Raw genomic sequence first — 26,324 nt, forward strand, 5'->3', positions numbered from 1 at the left:
CCCGTATGCCCACGAGGATCCTCCCGGCAGTAGGCGACCCGGACGCCGTACGGTCCATCACGACCCTGCTCAGCCAGCTCCCGGACGCCGAACCGGTGGCCCCGGTGACCGACTCCACCCAGCTCGTCGACACCCTCGCCCGCCTCGCCGCCGAGTCCGTCGACGAACTGCCCGAGGTCGTCGTCGTCCACGAGCGCATCGGACCCGTCCCCGCCCTGGAACTGATCCGCGAGGTCGCCCTCCGTTTCCCGGCCGTCGGCGTCATCCTCGTCACCTCCGACCCCGGCCCCGGGCTCTTCCAGGCCGCCATGGACTACGGCGCCCGCGGCCTGGTCGCCCTGCCGCTCGGCTACGAGGAACTCGCCAGCCGCGTCCAGGCGGTGGCCCAGTGGTCGGTGGGCGTACGGCGGCACCTCGGCAGCAGCGTCGAGGTGTTCACCGGAGCCGGCGGCACCGTCGTCACGGTCAGCGGCGCGAAGGGCGGGGTGGGGACCTCCCTGACCGCGATCCAGCTGGCCCTCGCCGCTCAGGCGTCGGGACGGCCCACGGCACTGGTCGACATGGACCTCCAGGCCGGCGACGTCGCCTCCTACCTGGACGTCCAGTTCCGCCGCTCCGTCGTCGACCTCGCCACCATCACGGACATCTCCCCGCGTGTCCTGGCCGACGCCGTCTTCCGCCACGACACCGGCCTCGCCCTGCTGCTCGCCCCCGGCGAGGGCGAACGCGGCGAGGAGGTCACCGACCGCGCCACCCGCCAGATCGTCAGCGCCCTGCGCTCCCGCTACGAGGTCGTCGTCCTCGACTGCGGCGCCCAGCTCGGCGGGGCCGGCGCGGCGGCCGTGGAGATGGCGGACACGGCGCTGCTGGTCACCACCCCGGACGTGGTCGCCGTGCGGGGCGCCAAGCGGGCGGTGCGGATGTGGGACCGGCTGCAGATCCGCAAGGCGGAGGAGACGACCGTGGTCGTCAACCGGCACACGCGGTCCACGGAGATCCAGCCTCCGCTGATCCAGAAGATCACCGGCACGGCGATCGCCGGCACCGCCGTCCCCGCCAACTTCAAGGAGCTCCAGGGCGCGGTGGACGCCGGACGCGTCCACGAACTGGACAGCAGGAGCACCGTGAAGCAGGCCCTGTGGGCCCTCGCGGGCGAACTCGGCCTGGTCAAGGCGCCCGCGGCCGACCGGAGGGGCGGCCGGGGACGCGGCGACCGGATCCGCGGCGACCGGGGGTCGGTGAGCCTCCGGCGCCGGAAGGACGGTGCGGGATGAGTGCCTTACGGCGCGGGCCCCGGGGTGCCCGGCTCGGGGGAGGGGAGGCCCCAGGAGGCCGGACCTCGAAAGGCCGGACCTCGGGAGGCCGGACCTCGGGAGGCCGGACCGCCGGGGGGAAGCGCTCGGTGGGGAGGCCCGTGGGCGGGGACGCGGGCCAGGTCACCATCGAGTTCCTCGGCATGACCCCGGTGATCATCGCGACGCTGGTGGTGCTGTGGCAGCTCGTGCTCGTGGGATACACGTACACGCTCGCGGGTAATGCTGCGGACGAGGCGGTACGGGCGGCGACGGCCGCCGACCGGGGGGCGCGGCAGGGTGCCTGCCAGGAGGCGGGCCGGGACAAGCTGCCCGGCGCGTGGGAGGGGGGCGCCGACGTGGGCTGCGACACCGCGGGCGGCTATGTCACGGCCGACGTGCGCATCGAGGTGCCCATCCTCTTCCCGGGCACGGTCAGCTTCCCGTTCACCGTGCACGGGCACGCGGGGGCCGTCGAGGAGGAGGACGACTGAGATGCCGTACTCCTTGCGCGGCCGTGCGAGGGACCGTGGCCAGGTGGCCATCGAGTACCTCGGCTTCCTGCCGATCCTGATCATCGTCGGCATGGCCGCCGTACAACTCGGCCTGATCGCGTACACCGCCCAGCAGGCCGGCACCGCGGCGCGCGCCGGGGCCCGTAACGCCTCGCTCCAGGAGAGCGCGCAGGAAGCGTGCGCGGCGGCGGTCAGCGGCTGGCTGGCCGACGGAACCGACTGCCCCTCGGCGTACGGCGGCGACGAGGTGTCGGTCACCGCCACCGTCGACATCCCCTCGATCGTCCCCGGCTGGGACTTCGGGGACGCCACCAGGACGGCCACCATGCCGCTGGACCACCCGGCGGAGGAGTGAAGACGTGAACAGCGACCGCGTGAACAGCGACCGGGCGAGCAGCGACGGGGTGAGCAGTGCCCGGGCGGGCAGTGGCCGGGCGGGCAGTGGCCGGGCGGGCAACGCCCGCGTGAACAGTGCCCGCGTGAACGAGGAGCAAGGAGCACCGGACGCATGAGCCTGCGCGCACGCATCCACTCCCCCGAGGAGCACGCCGGCCGGGGCGAGGACGGACACCTGGTCGCCTCCTACCGGGCCAAGCTCCTGGAGGAGATCGACCTCGCCGAGATGAGCTCGCTGGCGATGGCCGAGCGCCGGGCCCGGCTGGAACGGGTCCTCGGGCACATCATCAGCCGCGAGGGACCGGTCCTGTCGACGGTCGAGCGCTCCCAGCTGATCCGCAGGGTCGTGGACGAGGCACTCGGCCTAGGCATCCTGGAACCGCTGCTCGAAGACGCGTCCATCACCGAGATCATGGTCAACGGCCCGGACGCGATCTTCGTGGAGCGCGGCGGCCGCGTCGAACAACTGCCGCTCCGCTTCGCCTCCAACGACCAGCTGATGCAGACCATCGAACGCATCGTCTCGACGGTCAACCGCCGCGTCGACGAGTCCAACCCCATGGTCGACGCCCGCCTCCCCTCCGGAGAACGCGTCAACGTCATCATCCCGCCGCTGTCACTGACCGGCCCCACCCTCACCATCCGCCGCTTCCCGCGCTCCTTCACCCTCCACGAACTGATCGGCCTCGGCTCGCTCGACGAGAACATGCTGTACCTGCTGGCCGGCCTGGTGCAGGCGCGCTTCAACATCATCGTCTCCGGCGCCACGGGCACCGGGAAGACCACTCTCCTCAACTCGCTCTCCGGCCTGATCCCGGAGACCGAACGCATCATCACCATCGAGGACTCGGCGGAACTCCAGCTCCAGCAGGCACACGTCATCCGCCTGGAGTCACGCCCGCCCAACGTCGAGGGCCAGGGCCGGATCACCATCCGCGACCTGGTCCGCAACTCGCTCCGCATGCGCCCCGACCGCATCGTCGTCGGTGAGGTCCGCGGCGGCGAGTCCCTGGACATGCTCCAGGCCATGTCGACCGGCCACGACGGTTCCCTGGCCACCGTCCACGCCAACAGCGCCGAGGACGCCCTGATGCGCCTCCAGACCCTGGCCTCGATGTCGGACGTGGAGATCCCCTTCGTGGCCCTGCACGACCAGATCAACAGCTCCGTCGACGTCCTCGTCCAGCTGACCCGCTTCGCCGACGGGGCCCGCCGCATCACCGAGATCGCGCTGCTGGCCAGCCACGGCGGCGAGCCGTACCGCCTGGCCACGGTCGCCCGCTTCAACGCCCAGCCGATGTCCACCGACGGCCGCATCTACGGCGCCTTCGAGTACCACCCCCTCCCGCGCCGCACCGCCGAGCGCCTCTACATGGCCAGCCAGCCCATCCCACAGGCCTTCGGCGTGGCCCACACCGCGGACCAGCTCGCCACCCGAGAAGCCAGGTGACCCGACCGATGGAAGCCAGGCAGGACCACATGACGGAAGCCAGGTAGGAACCGCCCGATGGAACTGGAAACGCTCGTCACGCTCACCACCGGCATCACGCTGCTGACCTGCGCCCTGGCGGTCATGGGCCTGCACTCCTACGCCGTCGGCAAGGCCCAGCGCGCGGCCCTGGTCGACCGCCTCTCCGCCAGCGGTCAGCTCCCTCCCGCCGGCCGCCGGCGCCGCTTCCGCACCCTGGACCGCCGCCTGCGCCGTACGAAGCCCGGCCGGAAACTGGAACTGCGTCTGGCGGCCACCGGCCTGGACGTCACACCCGGCGAGTTCTTCGCCTACATGCTCGCCACGGTCGCCGGCCTGTGGCTGATCGGCCAGGCTGCCCTGGCTCCCTTCTTCGGCCCGATCGCCGGCCTGCTGGGCATCGGCGTGGCGGCCCAGTTCCTCAACTGGCAGCGCCAGCAACGCATCGAGAAGTTCATCAACCAGCTCCCCGAACTCGCCCGCATCCTCGCCAACGCCACCCAGGCCGGTCTCGCCCTGCGTACCGCCATCGGCATGGCGGCGGAGGAGCTGGAATCCCCGGCCGGCGAGGAACTCGGCAAGGTCGCCGACCAACTGTCCGTCGGCGCCTCGATGGACGACGCCCTCGGCGAACTCGCCGACCGCCTCCCCTCCCGCGAGCTGGTCGTCCTGGTCACCACTCTCGTCCTCTCCAACCGCGCCGGGGGCCAGGTGGTCGGTGCCCTGCGCAACCTCACGGAGACCCTCGAGGAGCGCAAGGAGACCCGGCGCGAGGTCCGCACGCAGCTCTCCCAGGTCAGCATGACGTCGTACGCCGTTCCCGTGCTGGGTGTCGGCTCGTTGTTCCTGATGAACGGGGTGAAGGACGGCGCCCTGGAACGCATGACGGGCTCCCCGGCCGGCCAGACCGCGGTGATCATCGCGTTCGCGCTCTACGCCGTCGGCTTCGTCCTCATCCGCCGCCTGTCCCGCATCGACGTCTGAGGGGAGAACCGAAATGGGACTGGGATTTCTCCTCGCACTGCTCATGGGCCTCAGCGTCTGGGGCGCCTTCGCCGGCGTCCGCATGTACCGGGCCGACGCCAAACTCCCCGGCGACCTCGCCCTCGCACTGGAGGTCGGCGCCACCCGAACCGGAGCCGTCTACTCCCTCATCGACCGCATGGGCATGCGCTACGCCCCGGCCGTGCTGCGCATCATGGGCCCCACCCTGGTGGCCAGGTACCGCCGCAGGATCGACCTGGCCGGCAACCCCGGCGGCCTGACCATCGACCGCTACGCCGCCCGCCGCGCGGTCTACGGCTTCCTGGGCGTGGTCGGCTTCCTGGTCTTCGTCATGCGCGGCCAGCTCGTCGTGGCCCTGCTCCTCCTCGCCTTCGGCGCCTTCTGGACGGAGGTCGGCATCTGGTCGGCGATCCGCATCCGCAAGGACGTCATCGAGCGCACACTCCCCGACTTCCTGGACGTCCTGGCGGTCGTGGTCAGCGCGGGCCTGGGCTTCCGCCAGGCCCTGGACCGCGTGGCGATCCGCTACGAGGGCCCGTGGGCCGACGAACTCCGCATCACCCTGCGCCAGATGGACCTCGGCGTGAGCCGCCGCGAGGCCTTCGCGGAGCTGCGCCGGCGCAACGACTCCGAACAGGTGGCGATGTTCGTGACGGCACTCCAGCAGGGCGAGGAACTGGGCGCGCCCATCGTCGACACCCTGGTCTCCCTGGCCAAGGACATGCGCCGCACGGACGCCCAGAACGCCCGCCGCAAGGCCGCTCGCGCGGTCCCCAAGGCCACGATGATGATCACCACCTTCATGGTCCCGGCCACGATGATCCTCCTCGGCGCCGGCCTGATCCTGGGCTCGGGGACGGACTTCGGAACGATCACGGGCGAGTAGGGGAGGAGAGCGGCATGTCGAACGCACGGTCGGGGAAGGGGGCGGTCGTAAACAACCAGAGTGCGACTGCACACGAAGCGGTGACGTCAACATCCGTTGGCCTGACGCCTGGTTGGTCTACTTTCACGCAATATCTTTCGCACTTGCAACCCAGTGTGGGACAGTCGTTGTCTGGTGCTTCCGACAGGTCGAGGTCCCAACTGGGCGCAGGGGAGGTGGAGATCGTGAACGACGTGACACCCGGCACGACCAGCCGGCAGACCTCCGCCACCCACCGACTCACGCCACACGAAGGGGCCCACGACCGGGCTCTCCACCCTGGAGGGGAACACCATGACCAACTGGCTCCACACCACCGCCGCACGCCTGCAGACCCGCGCCGCCGCTCGCAACGACAAGGGCCAGACGGCCGTGGAGTACCTGGGGATCATCGCGGTGGTGGTGGCTATTGTGCTGGCGATCACGGGGACGGATATCGGCAACACGATTTACGACGCGATCGTGAACAAGATCGACGAGGTCATCAACTAACCCAGGGCTCGGGCCACAAGGATGCCGGGCAGGCCTTCCCCATCTACATCACGGTGGTGGCAGGTCTGCTCCTGCTCGCGTTCGCCTATCTCGCGGTCGGTCAAGCGGCGGCGAGTCGAAACGGGGCCCAGACGGCGGCTGATGCCGCGGTGCTTGCGGCGGCACAGGAAACTCGGGACCAGCTTGCTGGGGCGTGGACGGAGAACGTACAAGACCCGAAGTCCTGGGAGGACATCTTCGCTGGTGTGGCGACTGGCCTCGCCGACTCGTGTTGGCGAGCGGACCAGCTTGCGGCGCAGAACGAGGCACACGTCGATGCCTGCACGCTAAACGGTCCGCTCGGCTACAAGGTGGACGTCACAGCGGATGATCCCGTCGGGGAGTCCATAGTCCCAGGCACAGGGGACGACTACGCCCGCGCCTCCGCTACTGCTGTGATCGAACCCCGCTGCACATTCGAGCTTCCCGAAGAGGGCGCCGAGGCGGACGTGCTGCCCGGGCTGACTTGCGAGGACGAGCACTGGGAGCTGGATCCTGAGGAACTGACCGAACTTCCGGAGCCACAGGACCTGTTCGACGTTCATCTGGCTGACTGACAAGCGAACGATGAGTAATGAAGGAAGCGGAGTCATGAGCATTCGGTTCACAACGAAAGCCCGCAGGAGAATGACTGCGTTGACCATTGCGGTCGGCATGACCCTCGGCGTGGCTAATTGCGGTGGCGGGGACGATGACAAACAGCCGAAGGCCTCGGCGTCCGCCACTTCGGACGATAAGTCCGCCCCCAGTGCTCAACAGGGCACGGACTCGCCCATGGCCGAGCTCAAGGGTGAAAACGGCCTGGTCCTCACGATCCATTACGCGGCACGGGATGTGGGTGGATTCGTGACGGTGAGTGGTGAAATTCGGAACGATGGCGCTGAGGCGGCCCGTGTACCGATCAAGACCAGGGGTGACGAGACCGAGATCATGCGGCACGGCGGGTCGCTCGGCGGGGCAACTCTGGTGGACTCCGCCAACAAGAAGAGGTTCTACGTGCTGCGGGACACGGACGGCCGTCCCTTGACAACCACGGACATGCCGCGGATCAAGCCAGGTGCGACCATCCCCGTCTTCATGCAATTCCCGGCACCCCCCGCAGATACGGAAGAGGTCACCTTCCAGCTGCCCACTTTCACGGCCGCTCCCATTGAGATCTCAGGGTGAGGCCACCAATGAGCCAAACCCGTCTGACTGTGCTGCTGACGGCGTCCGTACTCATCGCTACGAGCGTCGTTGGCACGTCGGCCAACGCTGCCGACGACCCACCGGGCACCGAGCCCTCCGCCTCCGCCCCCGTGGAGGTGGACTCCAACGACCCGGACCTGAAGATCCCGGACGGCGCCACGCTCGCGCAGGCGAAGGTGCTGGACATCAAGTCGGTCGTGGAGGAGCAGAGCGGCGACGAACGCCGTGAGGACACCAACACCAGTGTGACGTTGGCGCTCCAGGCCGAGGTGCTGTTCGGCAAGGACAGTTCCAAGCTCGGCGCCGAGGCGAAATCCCGTATCGCGGGGATCGCGGAGGAGATCAAGACCCAGAACGCCACCAGGGTCCGAGTCTTCGGCTTCACCGACAACCTGGGTTCCTCCGCCCACGGCGACGTCCTCTCGAAGAAGCGCGCCAACGCCGTACAGGACGTCCTGGTCCAGACCCTGAACGACTCCGGGATCACCTACGAGGTCCGCGGCTACGGAGAGGACTACCCCATCGCCGACAACTCGACGGAGGCCGGCCGTAAGAAGAATCGCAGGGTCGAGGTCTCCTTCCCGCGCTCGGAGGCCTGACCGGCCGATGGCGAAACGAGAGGGTTCCCCAGGGACGCGGAGGCCCGCCCACGAAGGTGCGGCGACCCTTGCGGCAGCGACGGCGCTGACGGCGCTGGCCGTGCTCACGGTGGCGGCCTGCGACGGCCCGGACCGGACGGACGCGGCCCCGGCATCGTCCCCGGAGCGGCCGACGACGTCCCGGCCCCCGGCCACGCAGTCGCCCGCCGAGGAACCGGAGCCGTCCGTGTCCGCAGCGGACGGCCACGATCCCCGTGCCTGCAGCGACGGCAACTGCGAGATCGCGGTGTCCGAGCCCGTGACCGTCCGCTTCCAGGGCCCGGGCGGTCCGGCGACGCTGTCCGTGACCGAGGTCGGCCCGGACAGGATCGAGTACACGGTGAAGTCGGCCAATGGCCGGACCCAGGGCGGTGCGAGCGGCCCCGGCCAGGGCTGCGTCACCGTCCTCCGTGACAACGGCAGCGGCAACTCCTGCGGCGGCCTGTCCGGCACCCGCCCCAGTGCTCAGCCCGACGCCGTAGTGATCCAGGCGACGACCGGGCCGGACGGTACGGCACTTCTCCGCATGGTGGCGCCCTGACGAACCGATCGTTCTACAGCAAGTGATCGGCGTGGCCCGCCTTGATCCCACGGATGAGAGCACCAAGGGCTTCCCGGCTGTCGGTGAGGTAGTGGCTTTCCTGTCCAGCCACGGCAATGTAGGCGTTGCCTTCAGGATCGGTACCTATGCGGAAGCAGTTGGCGCCCTCGGAGCAGAAGGGCTCTTCCCAGGTGATGTGCGTCATCAGAATTCTCCTCAGAAGCCGCTGGCGATGCCGTGGATGAAATCACGAGAGTCGGCTGACGAGAGCGACGTGGCGTCCATCCAGTCCAAGTGGGAGCGGTATTTGTCGAGTTGCGACTGGCCATGCAGAAACTCAGGACCATGAGCAGAGTCGAGCTCGACGGTGTCGAGCTGGGGCACAAGCGCCTCCGCGTAGATCACGGCCTGCCCGGCCCCTGGGAAGGCGCCTGCCTTGAAGGGGACCACCCGCACGTCGATGTTCTCCTTCTCGGACAGCTCGCAGAGATGGCTGAGTTGTGCCCTCATCACCTTCGGACCGCCGAACTCGACATGCAAGGCCGCCTCGTGCACGTACCCGACATAGACGGTCGGGGCCTCGCGGTGCAGCACTTGCTGCCGCTGCATGCGGAGGGCCACGCGTAGCTCGACCTCCATCGGAGACAGGGGTGGCAGCGCGGAGAAGAACACCGTGCGGGCATAAGCGTCGGTCTGGAGGAGCCCCGGCACATGCATGGCCAGGCCTGCTCGCACCTTCCTTGCGTTCCACTCGAGCTCCGCGATGTCCAGCAAACCGGCGGGGAGCTGACCGCGGTACGCCTCCCACCAGCCGCGTGTACGGTTACCGGCCATGCTGACCAGCGCGTCGACGTACGCCTCGTCGCGGCAGTCGTAGTTGCACGCGAGGGTGCGCAGGCGTTCGGGAGTGATGGCTCGAACTCCCGCCTCAATATTGGAAATCTTGGTCCGGTCTATGCCCAGCAACCCTGCGGCGTAGTCCGTGGGCACCTCTGCCGCGAGACGCATCTTCCGTAGTTCCGCACCCAGTCGCCTCTGGCGCTCGGTGGGCGCTGCCCTCGGCGGCATGTGTCACTTCCTCCCCTGGTCGCGACGTCAGTCTGCCCCTTCGCCGCGCTGATGGTCCACCCACATGAGTGGCAATACCTGCAAGTAGGTGGAAAAGTGCCACCTCCATGACTTACGTTCAGTGGCGGATCGGTGACGGTCCGCGCCCAACCAGAAGCGCATCGCGCGCGCTCGCCCGCACTCTCCTGCCCTGGGAGGGCAGTCGCGCGTCAGGGAGACAGGCCACTGGACGGCGAATCAGTACACCTACATATCAATCACCTCAGTGGAGTTGCCATGCCCCCGCTCGCCACCGCGTGTTCCGTCCCCACCTCTCCGGACAGGCCGCCCACGCCACCAGCCCCGGAATCCCTCGCCTACAGCCTCACTCTCCCCGCCGCCCCGCACAGCCCGGCAGTGGTGCGCGCAGCCACCCGCACGTTCCTGCGCACCCACGGCCTCTCCGGCATGACCGACGCGGCGGTCCAGGTGGCGAGCGAACTGACCGCCTGCGCCTGTGCCTTCGCGCCCGCTTCGGAGGTGTACCTGTCCTTGCGCTATCGCGACGGCACGCTGCGGGTCGTCCTCTACGACGGCCACCCGCGCCACACCCACCCCCGTCTCGCCGCCGCCTGCGACACGCGACGCCGGGCCACTCTGCGAGTGCTGGGTTGCGTGGTCCGGGCGTGCGCCGGCGACTGGGGTTTCGGCGACGCCCGCGAGCCGGGTGGCGGCACGCGAATGTGGGCGGTCCTGCCGCACGCCGCGGCCTGCCGTTTCGCCCTGGGCGGGGCGAGGGCGGGTGAGCGCGTGACTCCGCCGTCCGAGCAGGCCGGCCGGACGGACTAGTCCTCCACGACCTCGACCCGCGCCCCCACCCGGACTCCCCACCCGGCCATCGTCCCGGCCTCGGCCTCCAGTACATGCCGGGCACGCAGGCGGGGCAGCCCCAGCCTGCCCGGCCGCATGGTGCGTACGGCGATGACGGTGAGCCGCCGGTCGAGGTACGCCACGTCGATGGGCATCCGCATCCGGAAGGTGTGCACGCTGTTGGCGGGGGACAGGAGGATCGCCCCCTCGACGGAGTCCCGCCCCAGCAGCCCCCTGGTCCGCGCGCGGTAGGAAGCCGCGATCTCCAGTGGAATGCGGACCGTGCCACCGCCGGGCGCCCCTTCCACCACCAACGCGCCCGTACCGTCACCCCGGCGCCGCCTCATACCGATGCCCCTCCCTCAGTACGCTGTCCCGCCGAACGTATCCGTCCAGGACCCGACCCGACACGGGTACCGACGCGTAATGCTGTTGTCCGGCGGCCGGGGTGAAGGTAGGAAGATCTCATGACTGGACTCGGTGCCGTATTCCGTCCCCAGCTCGCTCCCGAGCGGTTGCGTGCCGTCGCGCGGGTCGCCGACGAGGCCGGGCTGGAGGAGCTGTGGCTGTGGGAGGACTGCTTCCGCGAGGGCGGCATCTCCACGGCCGCGGCCGCGCTGGCGTGGACCGAACGGGTACGGGTCGGGGTCGGGCTGCTGCCCGTGCCGTTGCGCAACGTGGCCGTCACCGCGATGGAGGCCGCCACCCTCCACCGGATGTTCCCCGGCCGCCCGATCCTCGGGGTCGGACACGGGGTGCAGGAGTGGATGGGGCAGGTCGGGGCGCGGGCCGAGTCGCCCGTCACTCTCCTGCGCGAGCATCTCCTGGCGCTGCGGGCGCTGCTGGGCGGGGAGCGGGTGACGACCGAGGGGCGCTACGTGCGGCTCGACGACGTCGCGCTCGACTGGCCGCCCGGCCAGGGGGCCGAGGTGCTCGCCGGCGCCACAGGGCCCCGTTCGCTGCGGCTCGCCGGTGAGGCCGCCGACGGGACCGTCCTCACCGCGAACACTCCGCCCGACGGGGTGCGCCGGGCGCGGCGGCTCATCGACGAAGGGCGCGCGGCGGCCGGGCGGACGGAGCCGCACAGGATCGTCGTGTATCTGCTTGCCGCCACCGGGCCAGGCGCCGGTGAGCGGTTGCGGGCCGAACTGGTCGCCGAAGGCGTCGGATCGGTGCCGGACCTCGGTGTCGCCGGGGGCGCGGATGCCGTCGCCGAGGCCGTGCGTGCGCTGGCCGGGGCCGGGGCCGACACCGTCGTCCTCCAGCCGACCGGTGACGAGCCCGATCCGGAGGGATTCGTACGGTTCGCCGCCGAGCAGGTCCGGCCCCTGGTGGGCTAGGCACCCCCTCCCGCCTGTTCCTACCGCCGCCACTGCCGATCGGACGCACCCCCATGGCTCGGACCCGTACCCGTACCTTCGACGCCCTCGTGGCCGAAGGCGCTTCCGTGCCCACGGAGGGGTGGGACTTCTCCTGGTTCGAGGGACGGGCCACCGAAGCCCGGCCCTCCTGGGGATATGCGCGATCCATGTCCGCGCGGCTGACCGCGGCCACCGCCGTACTGGAGGTGCAGACCGGGGGAGGGGAGGTACTGGACCACGCGCTCGAGACCGCTGCCCCTCACCGTCCCCCGCTCGTCGTCGCCACCGAAGGGTGGGCGCCCAACGTCGCCAAGGCCACCGCCCTGCTCCGCCCACGCGGCGTCCCCGTGGTCGCCTCGGCCGACGACGCGCCGCTCCCCTTCGCGGACGGAGCCTTCGACCTGGTCGTGAGCCGGCATCCCGTCGAGCCGCACTGGGCCGAGATCACCCGGGTGCTCGCACCCGGCGGCACGTACTTCGCCCAGCACGTCGGTCCCGGCAGCGCCTTCGAGCTCATCGAGTACTTCCTCGGACCACAGCCGCAAGAGGGGTGGAACCACCGCCACCCCGACCGTGAGCGCGCCGACGCCGAGGCCGCCGGGCTGGAGATCGTCGATCTACGGGCGGAACGGCTCCGGATGGAGTTCCACGACATCGGCGCCGTCGTCCACTTCCTGCGCAAGGTGGTGTGGACGGTCCCCGGCTTCACCGTCGAGAAGTACCGGGACCGACTGCGTGACCTGCATGAACTCATCGAGGCCGAGGGCCCTTTCGTCGCCCACAGCGCACGTCACCTCTTCGACGCCCGCAAGCCGCACCACTAGCCTCGGTCAGCGCCCTGACGTGCTGGAGTCGACCACCGCTCTCGACCAGTCGAGACGGGCGGCAGCGTTCAGCTCAGCCAGCAGCACCTCATGCGACTACGGCTTCTCAGTACAGCTCACATGGACGCCCACACTTCTTGCGTGACCCGCGAGAACGTCGACTACTCAGCCTTGGGGCAACGCCCCGATCCGCCCCAACTGCCCTCCACACCCGGTCTTTGGTGGGTGGATTCCACAGGAACAGTGGTGACCGCAGGGGCAGTACTGCTGCTTTCCGGAGGCTCGCACCGACCCAACCCGGCATCGCCCGGCATTGCCCTCGCGTCCCCGTCACACTGCGCGAACAGACCTGGACGCCATTGCCGCCTGTGCAATCCACTGAGTTGAGGGCAGCACCGACGAGGAGGAAGACAGGTGCACAGGCGTAAGCCGCGCGAGCGGCCCGAGATCCCGCAAGCGCCGCATGGCGGGGTCGTTGCGCGGCGGGAGTCGTCCAGGGCCGTTGCCGCCGCGCCGCCCCTGCACACCGCCGACGCGTTCCGGGAGGTTCAGCGCAGCGCGGGCAACGCAGCGGTGACCCGCGTGATCGCCCGCAGTGCGCGCCCCACGGCCGCTTCGGAGCGGCAGGACGAAGCGGCCTCACCGGTCTCCGCCGGTCAGGCCTCCGCGCCTTCCGTGGATGTGGCACACGGGCCGGACTGGGCCGTAGCGGTACAGCGCGTCACCGACCAGGCCAAGCATTTGGAGGAGGTGCTGCCCCGCGAGGAGTGGTACCGCCTGCAGCTCGACCCTCGGCACCACGATGAGGCACGGCGGACGCACCCGAACAACCCCGGAGAGCTGTACGATCACCAGCAGTCGCCAGGATTCCAGGGCAGCATGAACGCCGCCTACGAGCAATACCTGAACGATCCGGCAACCATCGACCACCGCGTCAACTTCCGCATGTACGAGGCCATGCACAACACCGTGGGCTCCCAACTGGGGAACCAGGTGGAAAAGTCCGGTGAGGTCGGTCTTCACACGATGTATCCGCTCCGCGCCGACTCCCCGACACCTTCGGTGCTCGACGAGGAGATCGGCGGCAGGCCTCTCACGGTCAAGGCGGACCCTCTGATGAGATTCGGTATCGTCCCGCGCGATCCACTCACCTGGAGCGGCCACTTCCAGCCCCATGGTGCCGACGGGATGTACACCGAGACCCTCTACAGAGACACCGAGGTCGAGGGGATCCTCGACGATGTCTTCAACCGCTTCTACGAAAAAGTCGGCGCGGCCCGGGCCCCTCGTGAAAAGCTGAAGGCCATCGCCTGGGCGGTACGGACCATCCACATCATCCACCCGTACGAGGACACTAACCGGCGGCTCAACGTCCACGTGCTGTTGCCTCGGTTGCTGATGGCGGCCGGCTTCAAGCCGGTGATCTTCAAGGACATGGACGAGCTGTTCCAGGGCGGGCGGTCGTTGGAAAAGGTCGCCGACGCGCTGGAGTCCGGCCAGGCCATGGATCTGTTGTCCGATTCGATCGAAGCGACAGCGCCGCAGTACGAGCCCGAGTGGCACCAGCGGGGCCAGTTCGCCCGACGGGAGGAGCCGATGCCCGCGCCACAGGGGACCTCCACCGAGTTGATCGAGATCCCGGACTTCTGACCGAGAGCCTGCGGCGGGCGCAGCAGGAGGCCGTCAGGACCTCGCCCGGGAAGGCGCGAGGTCGCGTCCGCAGGCAAGGCCGCCCGTCGTTGCGGATGGTCCGCCAGATCCGGACGCGCGGGACCTTTTCGGCACCGACAGCCGCGGCGAGGCCATCGGCTTCGGGTCCGGCGCTGACCAGATGCGTTTGGCCTTCGCTGCCGTACCCACACACCTGTCGATCCGGTTCGGAAATGACCACGTCGCGGTGACGTACGTGCAGAACAGCGCGGAGCACACCCGATGCTGGGAGAACCCCGGCAGCGTCTCCCTCAACCTGGACAACGTGACCTCCTTCCACTCGGGCGCCAACGAGGTGGTCGTCTTCTGGACGACGGGCAGGGGTTGGGAGGTCGACGTGCTCGAGCCCCACACGTCGGTTCCCTTCACCGGCGCCGACACGTACCGCGTTTTCGGCGTCCAGGTCCTGTAGTCGCGGGACTGATCAGTGACGGCCGGTGGTCGGCCCCCTGGAGCGGGCCGACCACCGGGCCGTCCGTACGTACGCGCGGATGACGCCGTCGGTCCGCAGGCCGACGGACGACTCGGCCGTCGGCAGTACCCGGGCGTGGACGCCGGGCATCGCGCCGGGCCGTCTGCCACCGGCGTGCCCGTACGGGCGGACTTGGCCGGGAACCGCCGTCCGAGCCGCTGTGCGCCTGCCGCGCCCCAAGTGATCTCCCGTCCTAATCATGAGACGACGTCAGAAGTGGGTCCCCGGGACGCCTTCGGGGCGTTCGCCGGGCGTATGCGGCGCACCTTCGCAAATACCCGCGCGCCTGGAGAGAGGGTGCGGAATCACCCTTCAACCCTCACGGGGTGTCCACATCGTTATTCATCGTTGTCCTTCTTGCGTCGAAAGAGGGTCTCCTCATCACGTAAGTTCAAACACAGGTAATTCGCGTGAGCAAAGCTGCGCGTGTGGCACCGCGCAGTGGAGGGGGCTGCGCGGTGCCTGGTCAAGCGGGCGTCCGCCGGTGGGTTCACCCGGTCGGGGGAAGTGGGGGCGGTCCGCCGCGTAAGCGTCGGCGCGCATCGGAGCCGCTTCGAATTCGCTCCGGGGGCTTCTTTGGGCTCCTCGGGCACTCCAGTGACTTGTGAATCACCCGTGAATCCGCTGTGTTCTGGCCATGATTCCAGGCGGAATGAACGCCTCCGCGGCCATCCGGGTGTCGCCGGGCGATTCCGGAGAGTAGTTGTGGCACGCCGATGCACGCGGCATCACTTACGAAGGGTTATGGTGGAAACCCCCCCCTCGGGCCGGTCCGTCTCCCCCCCCACGGACCGGCCCGTTTTTTCTGCCTCCCCTCGGCCCGCCCCTCCAGCCGCGGAGTCTCCCGCCGGAGCTCACTGTCGCAGCCGCCCGCCGGGGCCTTCCGGCGGGACGCCCGTCATGAGGAGTTCACCGGCGCGTCGTCCGGTGTCGTGGCATGGCGGCGCTCGTTCGAGGGCATAGACCAAGCAGGTCGACGCCCGAACCACGGGTGTCGTATCTCAGCGGACGGCACGGAGCCGTCCGCCCGGGAGGCCCTTTGCACCAGCTCCACCGTGCGGTCGTGGCACGGAAGACGCGGCGGTGGGCCGGTTCGCGGCCCGCGCCGGTGCATGGCGGTCGTCGACCGGCCGGCTCGTTCCCGCCCTCCCGGCCCAGCGTCCACTCCGTCGCTCCCCGACCTCTTCCGAGGGGGTACGTCCTTCCGTGGTGACCAGCACAAAGCGCCACAAGCCCGATAGGCGCACCTACGTTCTCGACACCAGCGTCCTGCTGGCCGACCCGAACGCTCTGAACCGCTTCGACGAGCACGAGGTAGTGCTCCCCATCGTCGTGGTGACGGAGCTGGAGGCCAAGCGGCACCATCCCGAGCTCGGTTACTTCGCCCGGCAGGCCCTGCGCCTGCTGGACGAGTTCCGGGTGCGGCACGGCCGCCTCGACGCCCCTATTCCGATCGGGGATCTCGGCGGCACCGTGCGTGTCGAGCTCAACCACTCGGACCCCAGCGTGCTGCCCACCGGCTACCGCCTGGGGGACAACGACTCCCGCATCCTCGCGGTCGCCCGCAATCTGCAGGCGGAGGGATTCGACGTCACCGTCGTGTCCAAGGACCTTCCGCTGCGGATCAAGGCGTCGTCCGTCGGCCTGCTCGCCGAGGAGTACCGCGCCGAGCTCGCCATCACGGACGCCTCCGGCTGGACCGGAATGTCCGAACTGACGCTGCCCGGCGAGCAGGTGGACATCCTCTTCGAGGAAGGGCGGGTGTACGTCCCCGAGGCCGCCGACCTGCCCGTGCACACGGGTCTGACCATCCAGTCGGAGCGCGGCAAGGCCCTCGGCCGCATCACGCCCGACGGCAGCGTCCGCGTGGTGCGCGGCGACCGGGAGGCGTTCGGCATCAAGGGACGCAGCGCCGAGCAGCGGATCGCGCTCGACCTGCTCCTCGACCCGGACGTAGGGATCGTGTCGATGGGCGGCCGGGCCGGCACCGGCAAGTCGGCGCTGGCGCTGTGCGCGGGCCTGGAGGCCGTGCTGGAGCGCCGGCAGCACAAGAAGGTGATGGTCTTCCGGCCGCTGTACGCCGTGGGCGGGCAGGAGCTCGGCTATCTGCCGGGCTCCGAGGCGGAGAAGATGAGCCCCTGGGCGCAGGCGGTCTTCGACACGCTGTCGGCGGTCACCAGCCGGGAGGTCATCGAGGAGGTCACCGCGCGCGGCATGCTGGAGGTCCTGCCGCTCACCCACATCCGCGGCCGCTCGCTGCACGACGCCTTCGTGATCGTGGACGAGGCCCAGTCGCTCGAGCGGAACGTCCTGCTGACCGTGCTGTCCCGGATCGGCGCCAACTCACGGGTCGTACTCACCCATGACGTGGCACAGCGGGACAACCTGCGGGTGGGCCGGTACGACGGAGTCGTCGCCGTCATCGAGAAGCTGAAGGGGCATCCGCTCTTCGCGCACGTCACCCTGACGCGCTCCGAGAGGTCCCAGATCGCGGCACTTGTGACCGAAATGCTGGAGGACGGGCACATCTGAGGGAGCCTGAGAGGTACGACCCGACACGGGTCGGTTACCCGGCGGTTGGCGCCGTCCGGAAGGCGAAGAGCCTAGCCGGGCGGCGTCTTCGCGTGTGGGGATTTCCAGGAATCCCTTGGAGCAAACGGGATGTGAGCTTTCACACGCGACACAGAATTGCCTCACCCCGCCGGGTTACGGCAGAGTCTCATTCCTGTCAGGCCCTGCATACGACACAGCTGTACCCCCAGCGGTACAGCGCCGCAGAAGCACCAGATCCAACTCCATAGCAGCGTCGTATGCCGCCCGAGCACCACGCGGCACTCCCCGCCGGGGAGTTGCCCACCGGGTCCGTGCCTCCCGTGACCCGTAGTTGGGGAGGCCAGCGCCAGGGGCACGATTGCGTCCGCGAGGGTCACCGAAGCGGGCGATGCTGGAAGGAAACCGTGTGAGCCGGATCTCGGTCCGGGGATTCGCAGTGGCCTCGGCCACGGCGGTCACCGCAGTCGGAAGCGTCGTCGGCGTTGCCTCGGGCAGCACCGCTCAGAACAACGACGCGGAAGCGACGGCAGCCGGTACGACGCTGCTCGCGGACATCCCCATGGGCGAGCAGGCGCAGGTGCAGACCGCGTCTCTGACGCAGCAGGCCGACGTACAGGCCATCGCCGCGGACGCGAGCGCCAAGAAGGACGCCGAGGAGGCGGCCCGCAAGGCAGCCGCCAAGACCGCCGTGGCCAAGCAGGAGAAGGCCAAGGAGGCGGCCCAGGAGGCGGCCCAGAAGCGCGAGGCGGCGAAGGAAGCGGCCAGCCGCGACGCCAAGCGCGAGGCCACCAGCTTCTCCGTCCAGAGTTCCTACAGCATCAGCCAGATCCAGGCGATGGCCCGGCAGATGGTGCCCAGCGGCCAGTGGCAGTGCTTCAGCAACATCGTGGACCACGAGTCCGACTGGAACTACAAGGCGGTCAACCCCTCCTCCGGCGCCTACGGTCTCTTCCAGGCGCTCCCGGCGGGCAAGTACGTCTCCGCGGGCGCCGACTGGCGGACCAACCCGGCCACCCAGATCAAGTGGGGCCTCAACTACATGGACAGCCGCTACGGCAGCCCGTGCGAGGCCTGGACCTTCTGGCAGGCCAACCACTGGTACTGAGCCCGTCCGGGAGCCCGTCGGGCAACACCACCAGGGACCCCTCCCGGCGCAGTCCACCGCTCAACCTCGCGCAGCCCCTCACCGTCTTGTGGTGAGGGGCTTTCGCGCTCCCGCCATGTACGGTCGGACCGAAACGACTCCAGGGGGGAGTGGTGAGGAGAGACGGGGGAAGAGGACGGATCATGTCTCGAGTGCCAGGGTGGCTCGGTCGGCTCGGCGCCGGACTGACGCGGATGAGCGAGCGGTTGGACCAGCGGCGTGAGGAGGGGCCGGGGGAGGACGCCGACGACCCGCTGGCACCTGCGGCCGACCAGGTACCGCCGTCGGCGGAGGACACCTCCCAGGAACACACCCCCGCCCACCCCCTGACCGCGGTCCAGGTCTGGCCCGATCCCGCGCAGGCCGTGCCCTGGGGTGTACGGGTCGCCGCGGAGGCCGGGTGGCGGCTGCTGGTCCTCGCCGGCACCGTGTGGGTGCTGATGCGGGTCATCAGCGCCGTACAGCTGGTGGTGCTGGCGTTCGTGATCTCACTGCTGATCACGGCGCTGCTCCAGCCGACCGTGGCGTGGCTGCGCCGGCACGGGGTGCCGCGAGGGCCGGCCACCGCCCTGACCGCGATCCTCGGGTTCGTGGTGATGGGCCTGATCGGCTGGTTCGTCACCTGGCAGGTCATGGAGAACATTGACAATCTCTCCGACCAGGTCCAGGACGGCATCGACGAACTGCGCAACTGGCTGCTCAACAGCCCCTTCCACGTCACCGACAAGCAGATCAACGAGATCGCCAAGAACTTGCGTGACGCGGTCGGCGCCAACACCGACCAGATAACGTCCGCCGGGCTGGAGGGCGTCACCGTCGTCGTCGAGGCGCTCACGGGCATACTGCTGGCCGCCTTCTCGACGCTCCTCCTGCTCTACGACGGCAAGCGCATCTGGCGCTGGACGCTGAAGCTGGTGCCGGCGGCGGCCCGGCCGGCCGTGGCCGGTGCCGGCCCGCGGGCCTGGCGGACGCTGACGGCGTACGTGCGCGGCACGGTGATAGTGGCGCTGATCGACGCCATCTTCATCGGCCTCGGCATCTACTTCCTCGACGTGCCGATGGCCGTCCCGCTGGCCGTGTTCATCTTCCTGTTCGCCTTCATCCCGCTCGTCGGCGCGGTGATGTCGGGCGCGCTGGCGGTCGTGGTGGCGCTGGTGACCCAGGGCATGTTCGCGGCGGTCATGACGCTCGTCGTGGTGCTGGTGGTGCAGCAGATCGAGGGCCACATCCTGCAGCCGTTCATCCTGGGACGCGCGGTGCGCGTCCATCCGCTGGCGGTGGTGCTGTCGGTGGCCGCCGGTGGCATGGTGGCCGGTATCGGCGGCGCGGTGGTCGCCGTACCGCTGGTGGCGGTGGCGAACACCGTCGTGGGCTACCTGCGGGCGTACTCCCGTGAGGCCGCGGTACGGCAGGCTCCCAAGCCGCGCGGCGCGACGTCGACGGACGCCTCCCCGGCGGCTGCGGCGCCGGAAGCCCCGCCGACGCCCGCGGAGGCCGAGCCGCCGCCGGACACCTCCCCGGCGTAGCAACGCGGCGGGCCCCGCCCACCTTTCGGTGAGCGGGGCCCGCGCCGTGTGTGCCGCGTCGCGGATCACACGGGACTGCTCGTGCGGCCGGGGCCGCGGGCGCTACGGGAATGACGAGCGCCAGGGAACCAAGAGCGCTACGGGCACCAAGAGCGCCACGGGCGCCTACTGCGCGGTCAGAACCGCCTCGGCGTCCAGCGTGACGCCGACGGCCTCGACCACGGCGGCGATCTTGAAGGCCTCCTGGATCGTCTCGCGGTCCACACCGGCCTTGCGGAGCACCTGCTCGTGCGAGTCCAGGCACATGCCGCAGCCGTTGATGGCGGACACCGCGAAGGACCACAGCTCGAAGTCGACCTTGTCGACGCCCGGGTTGCCGATGACGTTCATCCGCAGACCGGCGCGCAGGGTGCCGTACTCGTGGTCCGACAGCAGGTGCCGGGTGCGGTAGAAGACGTTGTTCATCGCCATGACGGCCGCGGCCGACTTGGCGGCCGAGTACGCCTCGGGCGTGAGGTTGGCCTTCGCCTCCGGCTCCAGCTCGCGCAGCACGATCGGGGAGCGCGAGGCGATGGCGGTCGCCAGCACGGTGCCCCACAGCTGCTGCGCCGGGAGGTCGGAGTTGCCGATGACCGAGCCCAGGTTGAGCTTCAGGTCCTTGGCGTAGTCCGGTACGGCGGACTTCAGGGAATCGAGGGACATGTCAGCTCACTCTCCCGACAGCAGCGCGACGGGGTCGAGGGTCTCGTCGCCCTTGCTCCAGTTGCACGGGCAGAGCTCGTCGGTCTGCAGGGCGTCGAGGACCCGCAGGACCTCCTTCGGGTTCCGGCCGACCGAGCCGGCGGTCACCATGGTGAACTGGATCTCGTTGTTCTGGTCCACGATGAACACGGCGCGCTTGGCGAAACCGTCCTCGCCCTCGATGCCGAGGTCGCGCATCAGCTCGTGCTTGGAGTCCGCCATCATCGGGAACGGCAGGTCGGTCAGGTCCGGGTGGTCCTTGCGCCAGGCGTGGTGCACGAACTCGGAGTCGCCGGAGAAGCCGAGCACCTGGGCGTCACGGTCGGCGAACTCGTCGTTCAGCTTGCCGAAGGCGGCGATCTCGGTCGGGCACACGAAGGTGAAGTCCTTGGGCCAGGCGAAAACGACCTTCCACTTGCCCTCGTAGGTCTTGTGGTCGATCGTCTCGAACTCCTTGCCCTTCTCCAGCGAGACGCAGGCGGTCAGTTCGAACTCGGGGAACTTGTCACCGACAGTGAGCACAGGCTCTCCAAAAGCGCAGCGAAGAAACACCCGTTTTGCGAGCGTTTCCCATGGGTTGGACGTTGTTGATGTTGGCATAGAGCGTATTGATTAGTGAAATAGCTACACTCGGTCGAGTTGATCGGAGGTGGCTATTAATGGCAGGAAAGAAGAGGCAGCCCAGCCTCGCCCAGCTGCGGGCTTTCGCCGCGGTCGCGGAGCATCTGCATTTCCGCGATGCCGCCGCCGCGATCGGCATGAGCCAGCCCGCGCTCTCGGGCGCCGTCTCCGCGCTGGAGGAGGCACTGGGTGTCACGCTGCTGGAGCGTACGACGCGCAAGGTGCTGCTCTCGCCGGCCGGGGAACGGCTCGCGGTCCGGACGAAGGCGGTGCTCGCCGAGGTCGGCGCGCTGCTGGAGGAGGCAGAGGCGGTTCGGGCGCCGTTCACCGGCGCGCTGCGGCTCGGGGTCATCCCGACGGTGGCGCCGTATCTGCTGCCCACGGTGCTGCGTCTGGTCCACGACCGCTATCCGGACCTGGACCTCCAGGTCCACGAGGAACAGACGGCGAGCCTGCTGGACGGCCTCACCTCCGGCCGCCTCGACCTGCTGCTGCTCGCGGTACCGCTCGGCGTGCCCGGGGTCACGGAGCTCCCGCTCTTCGACGAGGACTTCGTGCTGGTCACCCCGCTCGACCATCGGCTCGGCGGCCGGGAGGGCATCCCGCGCGCGGCACTGCGCGAGCTGAACCTGCTGCTGCTCGACGAGGGCCACTGCCTGCGTGACCAGGCGCTCGACATCTGCCGGGAGGCCGGCCGCGCGGGTGTCCCGGCGACGACGACGGCCGCCGGACTGTCGACGCTGGTGCAGCTGGTGGCGGGCGGCCTCGGGGTGACGCTGCTGCCGCGCACGGCGGTCCGCGTGGAGACGTCCCGCTCCAGCCAGCTCCTCACCGGCTCCTTCGCCGACCCGGCCCCCACGCGCCGCGTCGCCCTCGCCATGCGCACGGGCGCGGCGCGCTCCGCGGAGTACGACGAACTGGCGGCGGCCCTGCGGGAGGCCATGGGGGACCTGCCGGTACGGACGGTCCCCGACTGACCCATCCGAAGGCCCCCGCCCCCGCCGGTCCGCCCTCACCGGGTCCGCCCCGTCGTCGGCCGACGCGGCTCCGGACCGGCGGCCTGTTCCCGGCGTCGGCCGACGCGACTCCCCGACCGCCGGTCCGTACCTGGCGGCGGCCGATGAGGTCAGGACCGGCGCGTCTGTTCCCGGCGTCGGCCGACGCGACTCCCGACCACCGCTCTGTCCCGTCGTCGGCGGACGTGGGTTTCCGCCCCAGGCACGCCCGGTCCCCGTCGCCGACGAACGAGGGTCCCGTCCGCCGACCCGCCCCGTCGGCCGACCGACGCGGAACCCCGCCACGCCGGTCTGGCCCCCCGCGAGTCGCGGGGGGCCAGACCGGCGTGGCGGGGAGCGCAACCGGCGGAGCTACTCCGTGCGCAAGCCCTCCGGCCGCATCAGCCGCCACAGCGGTGGCAGGCTGAGGAGGGTCACCACCAGGACGACCGCGGCACCGATACCGGTCATGGACAGGACACTGAACCAGTCGACGCCGACCGGGGTGGCCGTCATCTTCAGCAGTACCGTGCCCAGCGTCAGGCCCACCACCGTGGCCAGCAGCAGGCCCAGCGCGATGGGGATCGCGGTCTGCCAGAGCACCGACATGCTCAGCGTGCGGCGCCGGGTGCCGAAGGCGACCAGCGCCGACAGCAGCTTCCTCCGTTCGCGGAGCTGCTCCAGCTGCGAGACCAGCAGACTCGCGCCGATCAGCGCCAGCACGCACGCCGCCCCGACGAACAGCCCGGTGCGGATGGCGTCGAACCGGCCGGTCCGTTCCGTCGCCGACCACCTCATGGCGTCCGCCATCGGATGGAGGGCCGCCGCGGTGTTCCGTACCCGGTCGTGCACGTCCGCCACCGACTCGTCCAGCTTGAGATAGGCGTGCCCGTCCAGGGCCGGCGCGAACGTGTCCGGCATCGCCTTCGGCGTGATCAGGAAACCGCCCCGGTCGGTCCCGGCCAGCAGACCGCGCCGCGGCTTCGCCGCCTTGACGTCCTGCGGCACCGTCCAGGGGACCTCCATGGCCTTCGGGCCGCCCTCGTACGACGGGTCCGCGTACAGCTTCCGGCCCGGCGCGGCCAGCTTCGTCATGTCCTCCCCGGCGTCCCACTCGGCACCGTGGACGACGAACACGTCCCCGTCCTCGCAGGAGGGCAGCTTGGCCATCTCCCGCAGCGACGCGCAGTCGCCCACGGTCAGCGTCGAGCCGTCTTCCGGGTTCTGGGGGCGGTCGCCGAGGTAGCCCTCGGAGTAGCCGTAGACCGCCGTCACGCCCTCGGTGTCGCGGAACTCGCCGACCGCCGTGGCCAGCGGGACCTCACTGGGCAGCAGCGCCTCCATCTGCGCCAGCGACACGTCCTGCCCGGTGGACCTGGTGTAGTCGTCGTCCACCCCGGCGAACAGCATCTGCAGCGCGATCGCCCCGGCGACGGCCACCGCGATGCCGTTGACCATGCGGGCCGCCGTACCGCTGCTCATCTGCAGCCGCCGTACGGCCAGTTGCCAGGCCACGCCGCCGGAACCGAGCCGGGCGACGAACGCCTCCACGATCCACGGCAGCAGCGCGGTCACGCCGACCAGGAGCAGGACGACACCGCCGGTCACCAGGTACTGGTTGAAGTCACCGTTCCCGCGGCCGTTGCCGAGCATCGGGTAGAGCATGGCCAGTCCGGCCACCGGCAGCAGCAGCCGCCACCACAGCCGGCGCCGGGCCGGCCGGCTCGCGCGCACCACGCCGAGCGGTTCGATGGCCACGCCGCGCAGTGCGAACACCGTCACCAGCACCGCCGCAGCCGGCACCGCCACCGCGACCAGCAGAGCCAGCAGGGGCGAGGGATTGAGGTAGCTCGGGAACACACTGATGCGGTACACCTCGGCGGATCCCGCCAGCTGGCGTCCGACCATGAAGAACCCGGCGCCGAAGACCAGCCCGAGGACCGCGCCCGCCAGTGCCTCGCCGGCGGCAATACGCCGTGTCATGCGGCTGTCGGAGCCCACCAGTCGCAGCGCCGCGAGCCGTCGGTCGCGTCGCTCGCCGCCGAACCGAACGGCGGCGGCGATGAAGACCGCGACCGGCATCAGCAGCACCACGAAGACGACGAGGATCAGCAGGAGCAGCACCGGGTCGATCCGCTCCTCCCCTCCCGGGGCCGGGTTCCCGAACCGGTCGATACGTTCGACGAGGCCGGGACGGAGCTGCTGCGCGAGCCCTTCCGCGCCCTGGTAGAAGGCGAGTTCGGCCGAGCCGATCAGTCCGCTCTCGCCGATCGTGCCGACGATCCGGTCGGGCAGCCGCTCGCGCAGCAGCGCGCCGGAGTCCGACTCCAGCAGCTCCTTCAGTGCGGGAGAGACCACCATCTCGCCCGGCGCCGGGAACTTCTCCACCCCCGGCGGCAGCGGTGCCCGCGGTCCCTCGGGATCCAGCGCCCGGCCCCGGACACCGTCGTCGCGGAAGTCCGTGTCGAAGTCGGCGACGACGAGGGTGTCGTTCGCCTTCGGCATCTGCTCGGTGACGTAGGTGAGGTCGGAGCGTGCCGCCTCCCGGTCGTGCCGTACGTCGAGCGCGTTCGGGATCGCCGTCGTCAGCAGGAGCAGCGCCACCCCGAGCCCGACGCCGACGGCCGTCAGCACGGCCCGGGTCCACCCCTCGCGCCCGCCGGTGAAGGCGAAGCGGACGCCCATGGCCAGGTCCCGAGCCCACTGTCGCACGCTCATACCGCGCGCTCCATGTCCCGGGACTTGCCGTCCCGTACGACGATCTCCCGGTCGGAGTAGGCGGCCACCCGGGCCTCGTGCGTGACGAGGACGACGGCGGCGTTGGTGGTGCGGGCGGCGTCCGTGAGGAGTTCCATCACGCGTTCGCCGTTGAGGGAGTCCAGGGCGCCGGTCGGCTCGTCGGCGAAGAGCACCCGGGGGTTGGTGACCAGCGACCGCGCCACCGCGATCCGCTGCCCCTGGCCGCCGGAGACCTCGCCGGGCCGCTTCTTCCCCAGCTCGTCGACCTCGAGGCGCTCCATCCAGGTCAGCGCGGCCCGCTCGGCCTCCTTGCGGGGAGTGCCGTTCAGACGCAGCGGAAGGGCGACGTTCTCGACACAGGTCAGCTCCGGCACGAGCTGCCCGAACTGGAACACGAACCCGAAGTCGCTCCTGCGCAGCGCACTGCGCTGGGCGTCGTTCATGGCGGACAGCTCACGCCCGTTGTACGTGATCGTCCCCGAGTCGGGCGGCACGATGCCGGCGAGGCAGTGCAGCAGCGTCGACTTGCCGGACCCGGAGGGGCCCATGACGGCGACGACCTCGCCGGGGTGGATGGAGAACTCCGCGCCGTCGAGGGCGAGGGTCGGGCCGTAGGCCTTGCGCAGCTGCTCGGCCGAGAGCAGCGAACCTGCGGGAGGAGTCATCGGGTTACCGCCTCACGGAGCTTGTCGAGGCGCGCGGCGGTGAGTTCCAGCCAGCGCAGGTCGGCCTCGAGGTGGAACAGGGCGTGGTCGCAGATCAGCTGGTCGGCGAGATCGCCCTTGCGTTTGCGGTCGGTGAGGATGCGCATGCCGCGCAGGTGCTCCGAACGCTGGGTGTCGAGGAGATCGGCGGCGTCGCGCTGGGTGAGCAGCGCGAGGACGACCTTGGTGTACAGCGTCGACTGGAGGTACGGCTCGGGCTTCTCCGGCGTGGCGAGCCACTGCTGTACGTCGGTGATCCCCGCGTCGGTGATCGCGTACCGCTTGCGCTCGGGACCGCCGCCCGCCTCGATGCCGTCGACGACGACGAGGCCGTTCTTCAGCAGGCGGGACATCGTCGAGTAGACCTGGCCGTAGTGCAGCGGCCGGTCGTGACCGAACTTCTCGTCGAAGGCGCGCTTCAGGTCGTAACCGTGGCGCGGCCCGGACTCCAGGAGCCCCAGGAGGGTGTGACCGATGGACATGCGGAGCACTCTACATACGGTGTATACCCGCTATGT

At 70.0% G+C, this 26,324-nt stretch carries 28 protein-coding genes and 1 pseudogene; 21 read left to right on the forward strand and 8 right to left on the reverse strand.

Features of this window, described 5'->3' with window-relative positions; translation table 11 throughout:
* Window positions 1-5 precede the first annotated feature (5 nt).
* The 12 genes and pseudogenes from ACH4NX_RS11285 (at window position 6) to ACH4NX_RS11340 (ending at window position 8,499) form a co-directional block, all read left to right on the forward strand.
* The gene (locus ACH4NX_RS11285) at window positions 6-1,274 is read left to right on the forward strand and encodes an AAA family ATPase (RefSeq protein WP_351397349.1); all 1,269 of its coding nucleotides are present in this window, start codon (window positions 6-8) and stop codon (window positions 1,272-1,274) included.
* Between the two features lie 182 nt (window positions 1,275-1,456).
* Window positions 1,457-1,786, forward strand: a complete 330-nt coding sequence (locus ACH4NX_RS11290; RefSeq protein WP_351397630.1) for a pilus assembly protein — start codon at window positions 1,457-1,459, stop codon at window positions 1,784-1,786.
* A gap of 1 nt (window position 1,787) precedes the next feature.
* Window positions 1,788-2,162 carry a TadE/TadG family type IV pilus assembly protein gene (locus ACH4NX_RS11295; RefSeq protein ID WP_351397346.1) on the forward strand — a complete coding sequence of 125 codons (375 nt, stop codon included), beginning with the start codon at window positions 1,788-1,790 and terminating at the stop codon, window positions 2,160-2,162.
* 4 nt (window positions 2,163-2,166) lie between these two features.
* On the forward strand, window positions 2,167-2,319 hold the full coding sequence (locus ACH4NX_RS11300) for a hypothetical protein (protein WP_398127897.1): 153 nt from the start codon (window positions 2,167-2,169) through the stop codon (window positions 2,317-2,319).
* Window positions 2,316-3,653, forward strand: a complete 1,338-nt coding sequence (locus ACH4NX_RS11305) for a CpaF family protein (protein ID WP_351397341.1) — start codon at window positions 2,316-2,318, stop codon at window positions 3,651-3,653. The genes ACH4NX_RS11300 and ACH4NX_RS11305 overlap by 4 nt, the downstream gene beginning before the upstream one ends.
* Window positions 3,654-3,710: 57 nt before the next feature.
* Window positions 3,711-4,655: a type II secretion system F family protein gene (locus ACH4NX_RS11310; protein WP_351397338.1), complete on the forward strand. Its 945-nt coding sequence runs from the start codon at window positions 3,711-3,713 to the stop codon at window positions 4,653-4,655.
* A 13-nt stretch (window positions 4,656-4,668) separates the two neighbouring features.
* The gene (locus ACH4NX_RS11315) at window positions 4,669-5,562 is read left to right on the forward strand and encodes a DUF5936 domain-containing protein (RefSeq protein WP_398127896.1); all 894 of its coding nucleotides are present in this window, start codon (window positions 4,669-4,671) and stop codon (window positions 5,560-5,562) included.
* 333 nt (window positions 5,563-5,895) lie between these two features.
* The gene (locus ACH4NX_RS11320; RefSeq protein ID WP_398127895.1) at window positions 5,896-6,093 is read left to right on the forward strand and encodes a hypothetical protein; all 198 of its coding nucleotides are present in this window, start codon (window positions 5,896-5,898) and stop codon (window positions 6,091-6,093) included.
* A 20-nt stretch (window positions 6,094-6,113) separates the two neighbouring features.
* Window positions 6,114-6,689, forward strand: a pseudogene (locus tag ACH4NX_RS11325) (pilus assembly protein TadG-related protein); the annotation flags it as partial.
* Window positions 6,690-6,723: 34 nt separating this feature from the next.
* Window positions 6,724-7,299, forward strand: a complete 576-nt coding sequence (locus tag ACH4NX_RS11330) for a hypothetical protein (RefSeq protein ID WP_398127894.1) — start codon at window positions 6,724-6,726, stop codon at window positions 7,297-7,299.
* Window positions 7,300-7,307: 8 nt separating this feature from the next.
* Complete coding sequence (locus ACH4NX_RS11335; protein WP_398127893.1) at window positions 7,308-7,919, forward strand: OmpA family protein; 612 nt, start codon at window positions 7,308-7,310, stop codon at window positions 7,917-7,919.
* A 226-nt stretch (window positions 7,920-8,145) separates the two neighbouring features.
* Window positions 8,146-8,499, forward strand: a complete 354-nt coding sequence (locus ACH4NX_RS11340) for a hypothetical protein (RefSeq protein WP_398127892.1) — start codon at window positions 8,146-8,148, stop codon at window positions 8,497-8,499.
* Between the two features lie 13 nt (window positions 8,500-8,512).
* Here ACH4NX_RS11340 and ACH4NX_RS11345 read toward each other — a convergent pair whose 3' ends face one another.
* Together ACH4NX_RS11345 and ACH4NX_RS11350 are read right to left on the reverse strand one after the other, a co-directional pair.
* The gene (locus ACH4NX_RS11345) at window positions 8,513-8,704 is read right to left on the reverse strand and encodes a hypothetical protein (RefSeq protein ID WP_351397318.1); all 192 of its coding nucleotides are present in this window, start codon (window positions 8,702-8,704) and stop codon (window positions 8,513-8,515) included.
* 11 nt (window positions 8,705-8,715) lie between these two features.
* Complete coding sequence (locus ACH4NX_RS11350; RefSeq protein WP_351397315.1) at window positions 8,716-9,567, reverse strand: helix-turn-helix transcriptional regulator; 852 nt, start codon at window positions 9,565-9,567, stop codon at window positions 8,716-8,718.
* 276 nt (window positions 9,568-9,843) lie between these two features.
* Here ACH4NX_RS11350 and ACH4NX_RS11355 point away from each other — a divergent pair, with 276 nt between their 5' ends.
* Window positions 9,844-10,395 carry an ATP-binding protein gene (locus ACH4NX_RS11355; RefSeq protein WP_398127891.1) on the forward strand — a complete coding sequence of 184 codons (552 nt, stop codon included), beginning with the start codon at window positions 9,844-9,846 and terminating at the stop codon, window positions 10,393-10,395.
* Here ACH4NX_RS11355 and ACH4NX_RS11360 read toward each other — a convergent pair.
* On the reverse strand, window positions 10,392-10,763 hold the full coding sequence (locus tag ACH4NX_RS11360) for a DUF192 domain-containing protein (protein ID WP_398127890.1): 372 nt from the start codon (window positions 10,761-10,763) through the stop codon (window positions 10,392-10,394). The two genes, ACH4NX_RS11355 and ACH4NX_RS11360, sit on opposite strands and share 4 nt — an antisense overlap.
* Window positions 10,764-10,883: 120 nt before the next feature.
* Between ACH4NX_RS11360 and ACH4NX_RS11365 the strand changes: the two genes are divergently transcribed.
* From ACH4NX_RS11365 to ACH4NX_RS11395, 7 genes are all read left to right on the forward strand, one after another.
* Window positions 10,884-11,756 (forward strand): LLM class flavin-dependent oxidoreductase, encoded by an 873-nt coding sequence (locus ACH4NX_RS11365; RefSeq protein WP_351397306.1) that lies wholly within the window; start codon window positions 10,884-10,886, stop codon window positions 11,754-11,756.
* A 53-nt stretch (window positions 11,757-11,809) separates the two neighbouring features.
* Window positions 11,810-12,601, forward strand: coding sequence for a class I SAM-dependent methyltransferase (locus ACH4NX_RS11370; RefSeq protein ID WP_398127889.1), 792 nt, complete (start codon window positions 11,810-11,812; stop codon window positions 12,599-12,601).
* Window positions 12,602-13,015: 414 nt separating this feature from the next.
* Entirely contained in the window at window positions 13,016-14,251 is a 1,236-nt protein-coding gene (locus ACH4NX_RS11375) for a hypothetical protein (protein ID WP_398127888.1), read from the forward strand.
* A 247-nt stretch (window positions 14,252-14,498) separates the two neighbouring features.
* On the forward strand, window positions 14,499-14,723 hold the full coding sequence (locus ACH4NX_RS11380; protein WP_398127887.1) for a hypothetical protein: 225 nt from the start codon (window positions 14,499-14,501) through the stop codon (window positions 14,721-14,723).
* A gap of 1,266 nt (window positions 14,724-15,989) precedes the next feature.
* Window positions 15,990-17,315 carry a PhoH family protein gene (locus ACH4NX_RS11385; protein WP_351397295.1) on the forward strand — a complete coding sequence of 442 codons (1,326 nt, stop codon included), beginning with the start codon at window positions 15,990-15,992 and terminating at the stop codon, window positions 17,313-17,315.
* Window positions 17,316-17,742: 427 nt separating this feature from the next.
* A complete protein-coding gene (locus ACH4NX_RS11390; RefSeq protein ID WP_351397292.1) occupies window positions 17,743-18,441 on the forward strand; it encodes a transglycosylase SLT domain-containing protein in 699 nt (232 codons plus the stop codon).
* Window positions 18,442-18,623: 182 nt separating this feature from the next.
* On the forward strand, window positions 18,624-20,006 hold the full coding sequence (locus tag ACH4NX_RS11395) for an AI-2E family transporter (RefSeq protein WP_398127886.1): 1,383 nt from the start codon (window positions 18,624-18,626) through the stop codon (window positions 20,004-20,006).
* A gap of 165 nt (window positions 20,007-20,171) precedes the next feature.
* On the opposite strand, the gene ACH4NX_RS11400 is transcribed toward ACH4NX_RS11395, so the two are convergent.
* Together ACH4NX_RS11400 and ACH4NX_RS11405 are read right to left on the reverse strand one after the other, a co-directional pair.
* On the reverse strand, window positions 20,172-20,708 hold the full coding sequence (locus tag ACH4NX_RS11400) for an alkyl hydroperoxide reductase (protein WP_351397286.1): 537 nt from the start codon (window positions 20,706-20,708) through the stop codon (window positions 20,172-20,174).
* Between the two features lie 6 nt (window positions 20,709-20,714).
* The gene (locus ACH4NX_RS11405) at window positions 20,715-21,269 is read right to left on the reverse strand and encodes a peroxiredoxin (protein WP_279560055.1); all 555 of its coding nucleotides are present in this window, start codon (window positions 21,267-21,269) and stop codon (window positions 20,715-20,717) included.
* Between the two features lie 137 nt (window positions 21,270-21,406).
* On the opposite strand from ACH4NX_RS11405, the gene ACH4NX_RS11410 reads away from it, so the two are divergent.
* Entirely contained in the window at window positions 21,407-22,345 is a 939-nt protein-coding gene (locus ACH4NX_RS11410; protein ID WP_351397282.1) for a LysR substrate-binding domain-containing protein, read from the forward strand.
* Window positions 22,346-22,735: 390 nt separating this feature from the next.
* Here ACH4NX_RS11410 and ACH4NX_RS11415 read toward each other — a convergent pair whose 3' ends face one another.
* The 3 genes from ACH4NX_RS11415 to ACH4NX_RS11425 are packed head-to-tail and all read right to left on the reverse strand — an operon-like array spanning window position 22,736 to window position 26,288.
* A complete protein-coding gene (locus ACH4NX_RS11415) occupies window positions 22,736-25,081 on the reverse strand; it encodes an FtsX-like permease family protein (protein WP_351396150.1) in 2,346 nt (781 codons plus the stop codon).
* Window positions 25,078-25,767, reverse strand: a complete 690-nt coding sequence (locus ACH4NX_RS11420; protein WP_351396153.1) for an ABC transporter ATP-binding protein — start codon at window positions 25,765-25,767, stop codon at window positions 25,078-25,080. The genes ACH4NX_RS11415 and ACH4NX_RS11420 overlap by 4 nt, the downstream gene beginning before the upstream one ends.
* Window positions 25,764-26,288 (reverse strand): PadR family transcriptional regulator, encoded by a 525-nt coding sequence (locus tag ACH4NX_RS11425; protein WP_351396155.1) that lies wholly within the window; start codon window positions 26,286-26,288, stop codon window positions 25,764-25,766. The genes ACH4NX_RS11420 and ACH4NX_RS11425 overlap by 4 nt, the downstream gene beginning before the upstream one ends.
* Window positions 26,289-26,324: the final 36 nt, after the last annotated feature.

Origin of the sequence: Streptomyces sp. NPDC017225, from assembly GCF_044331465.1 — a bacterium.
In the GTDB taxonomy this organism is placed as follows: Bacteria; Actinomycetota; Actinomycetes; order Streptomycetales; family Streptomycetaceae; genus Streptomyces.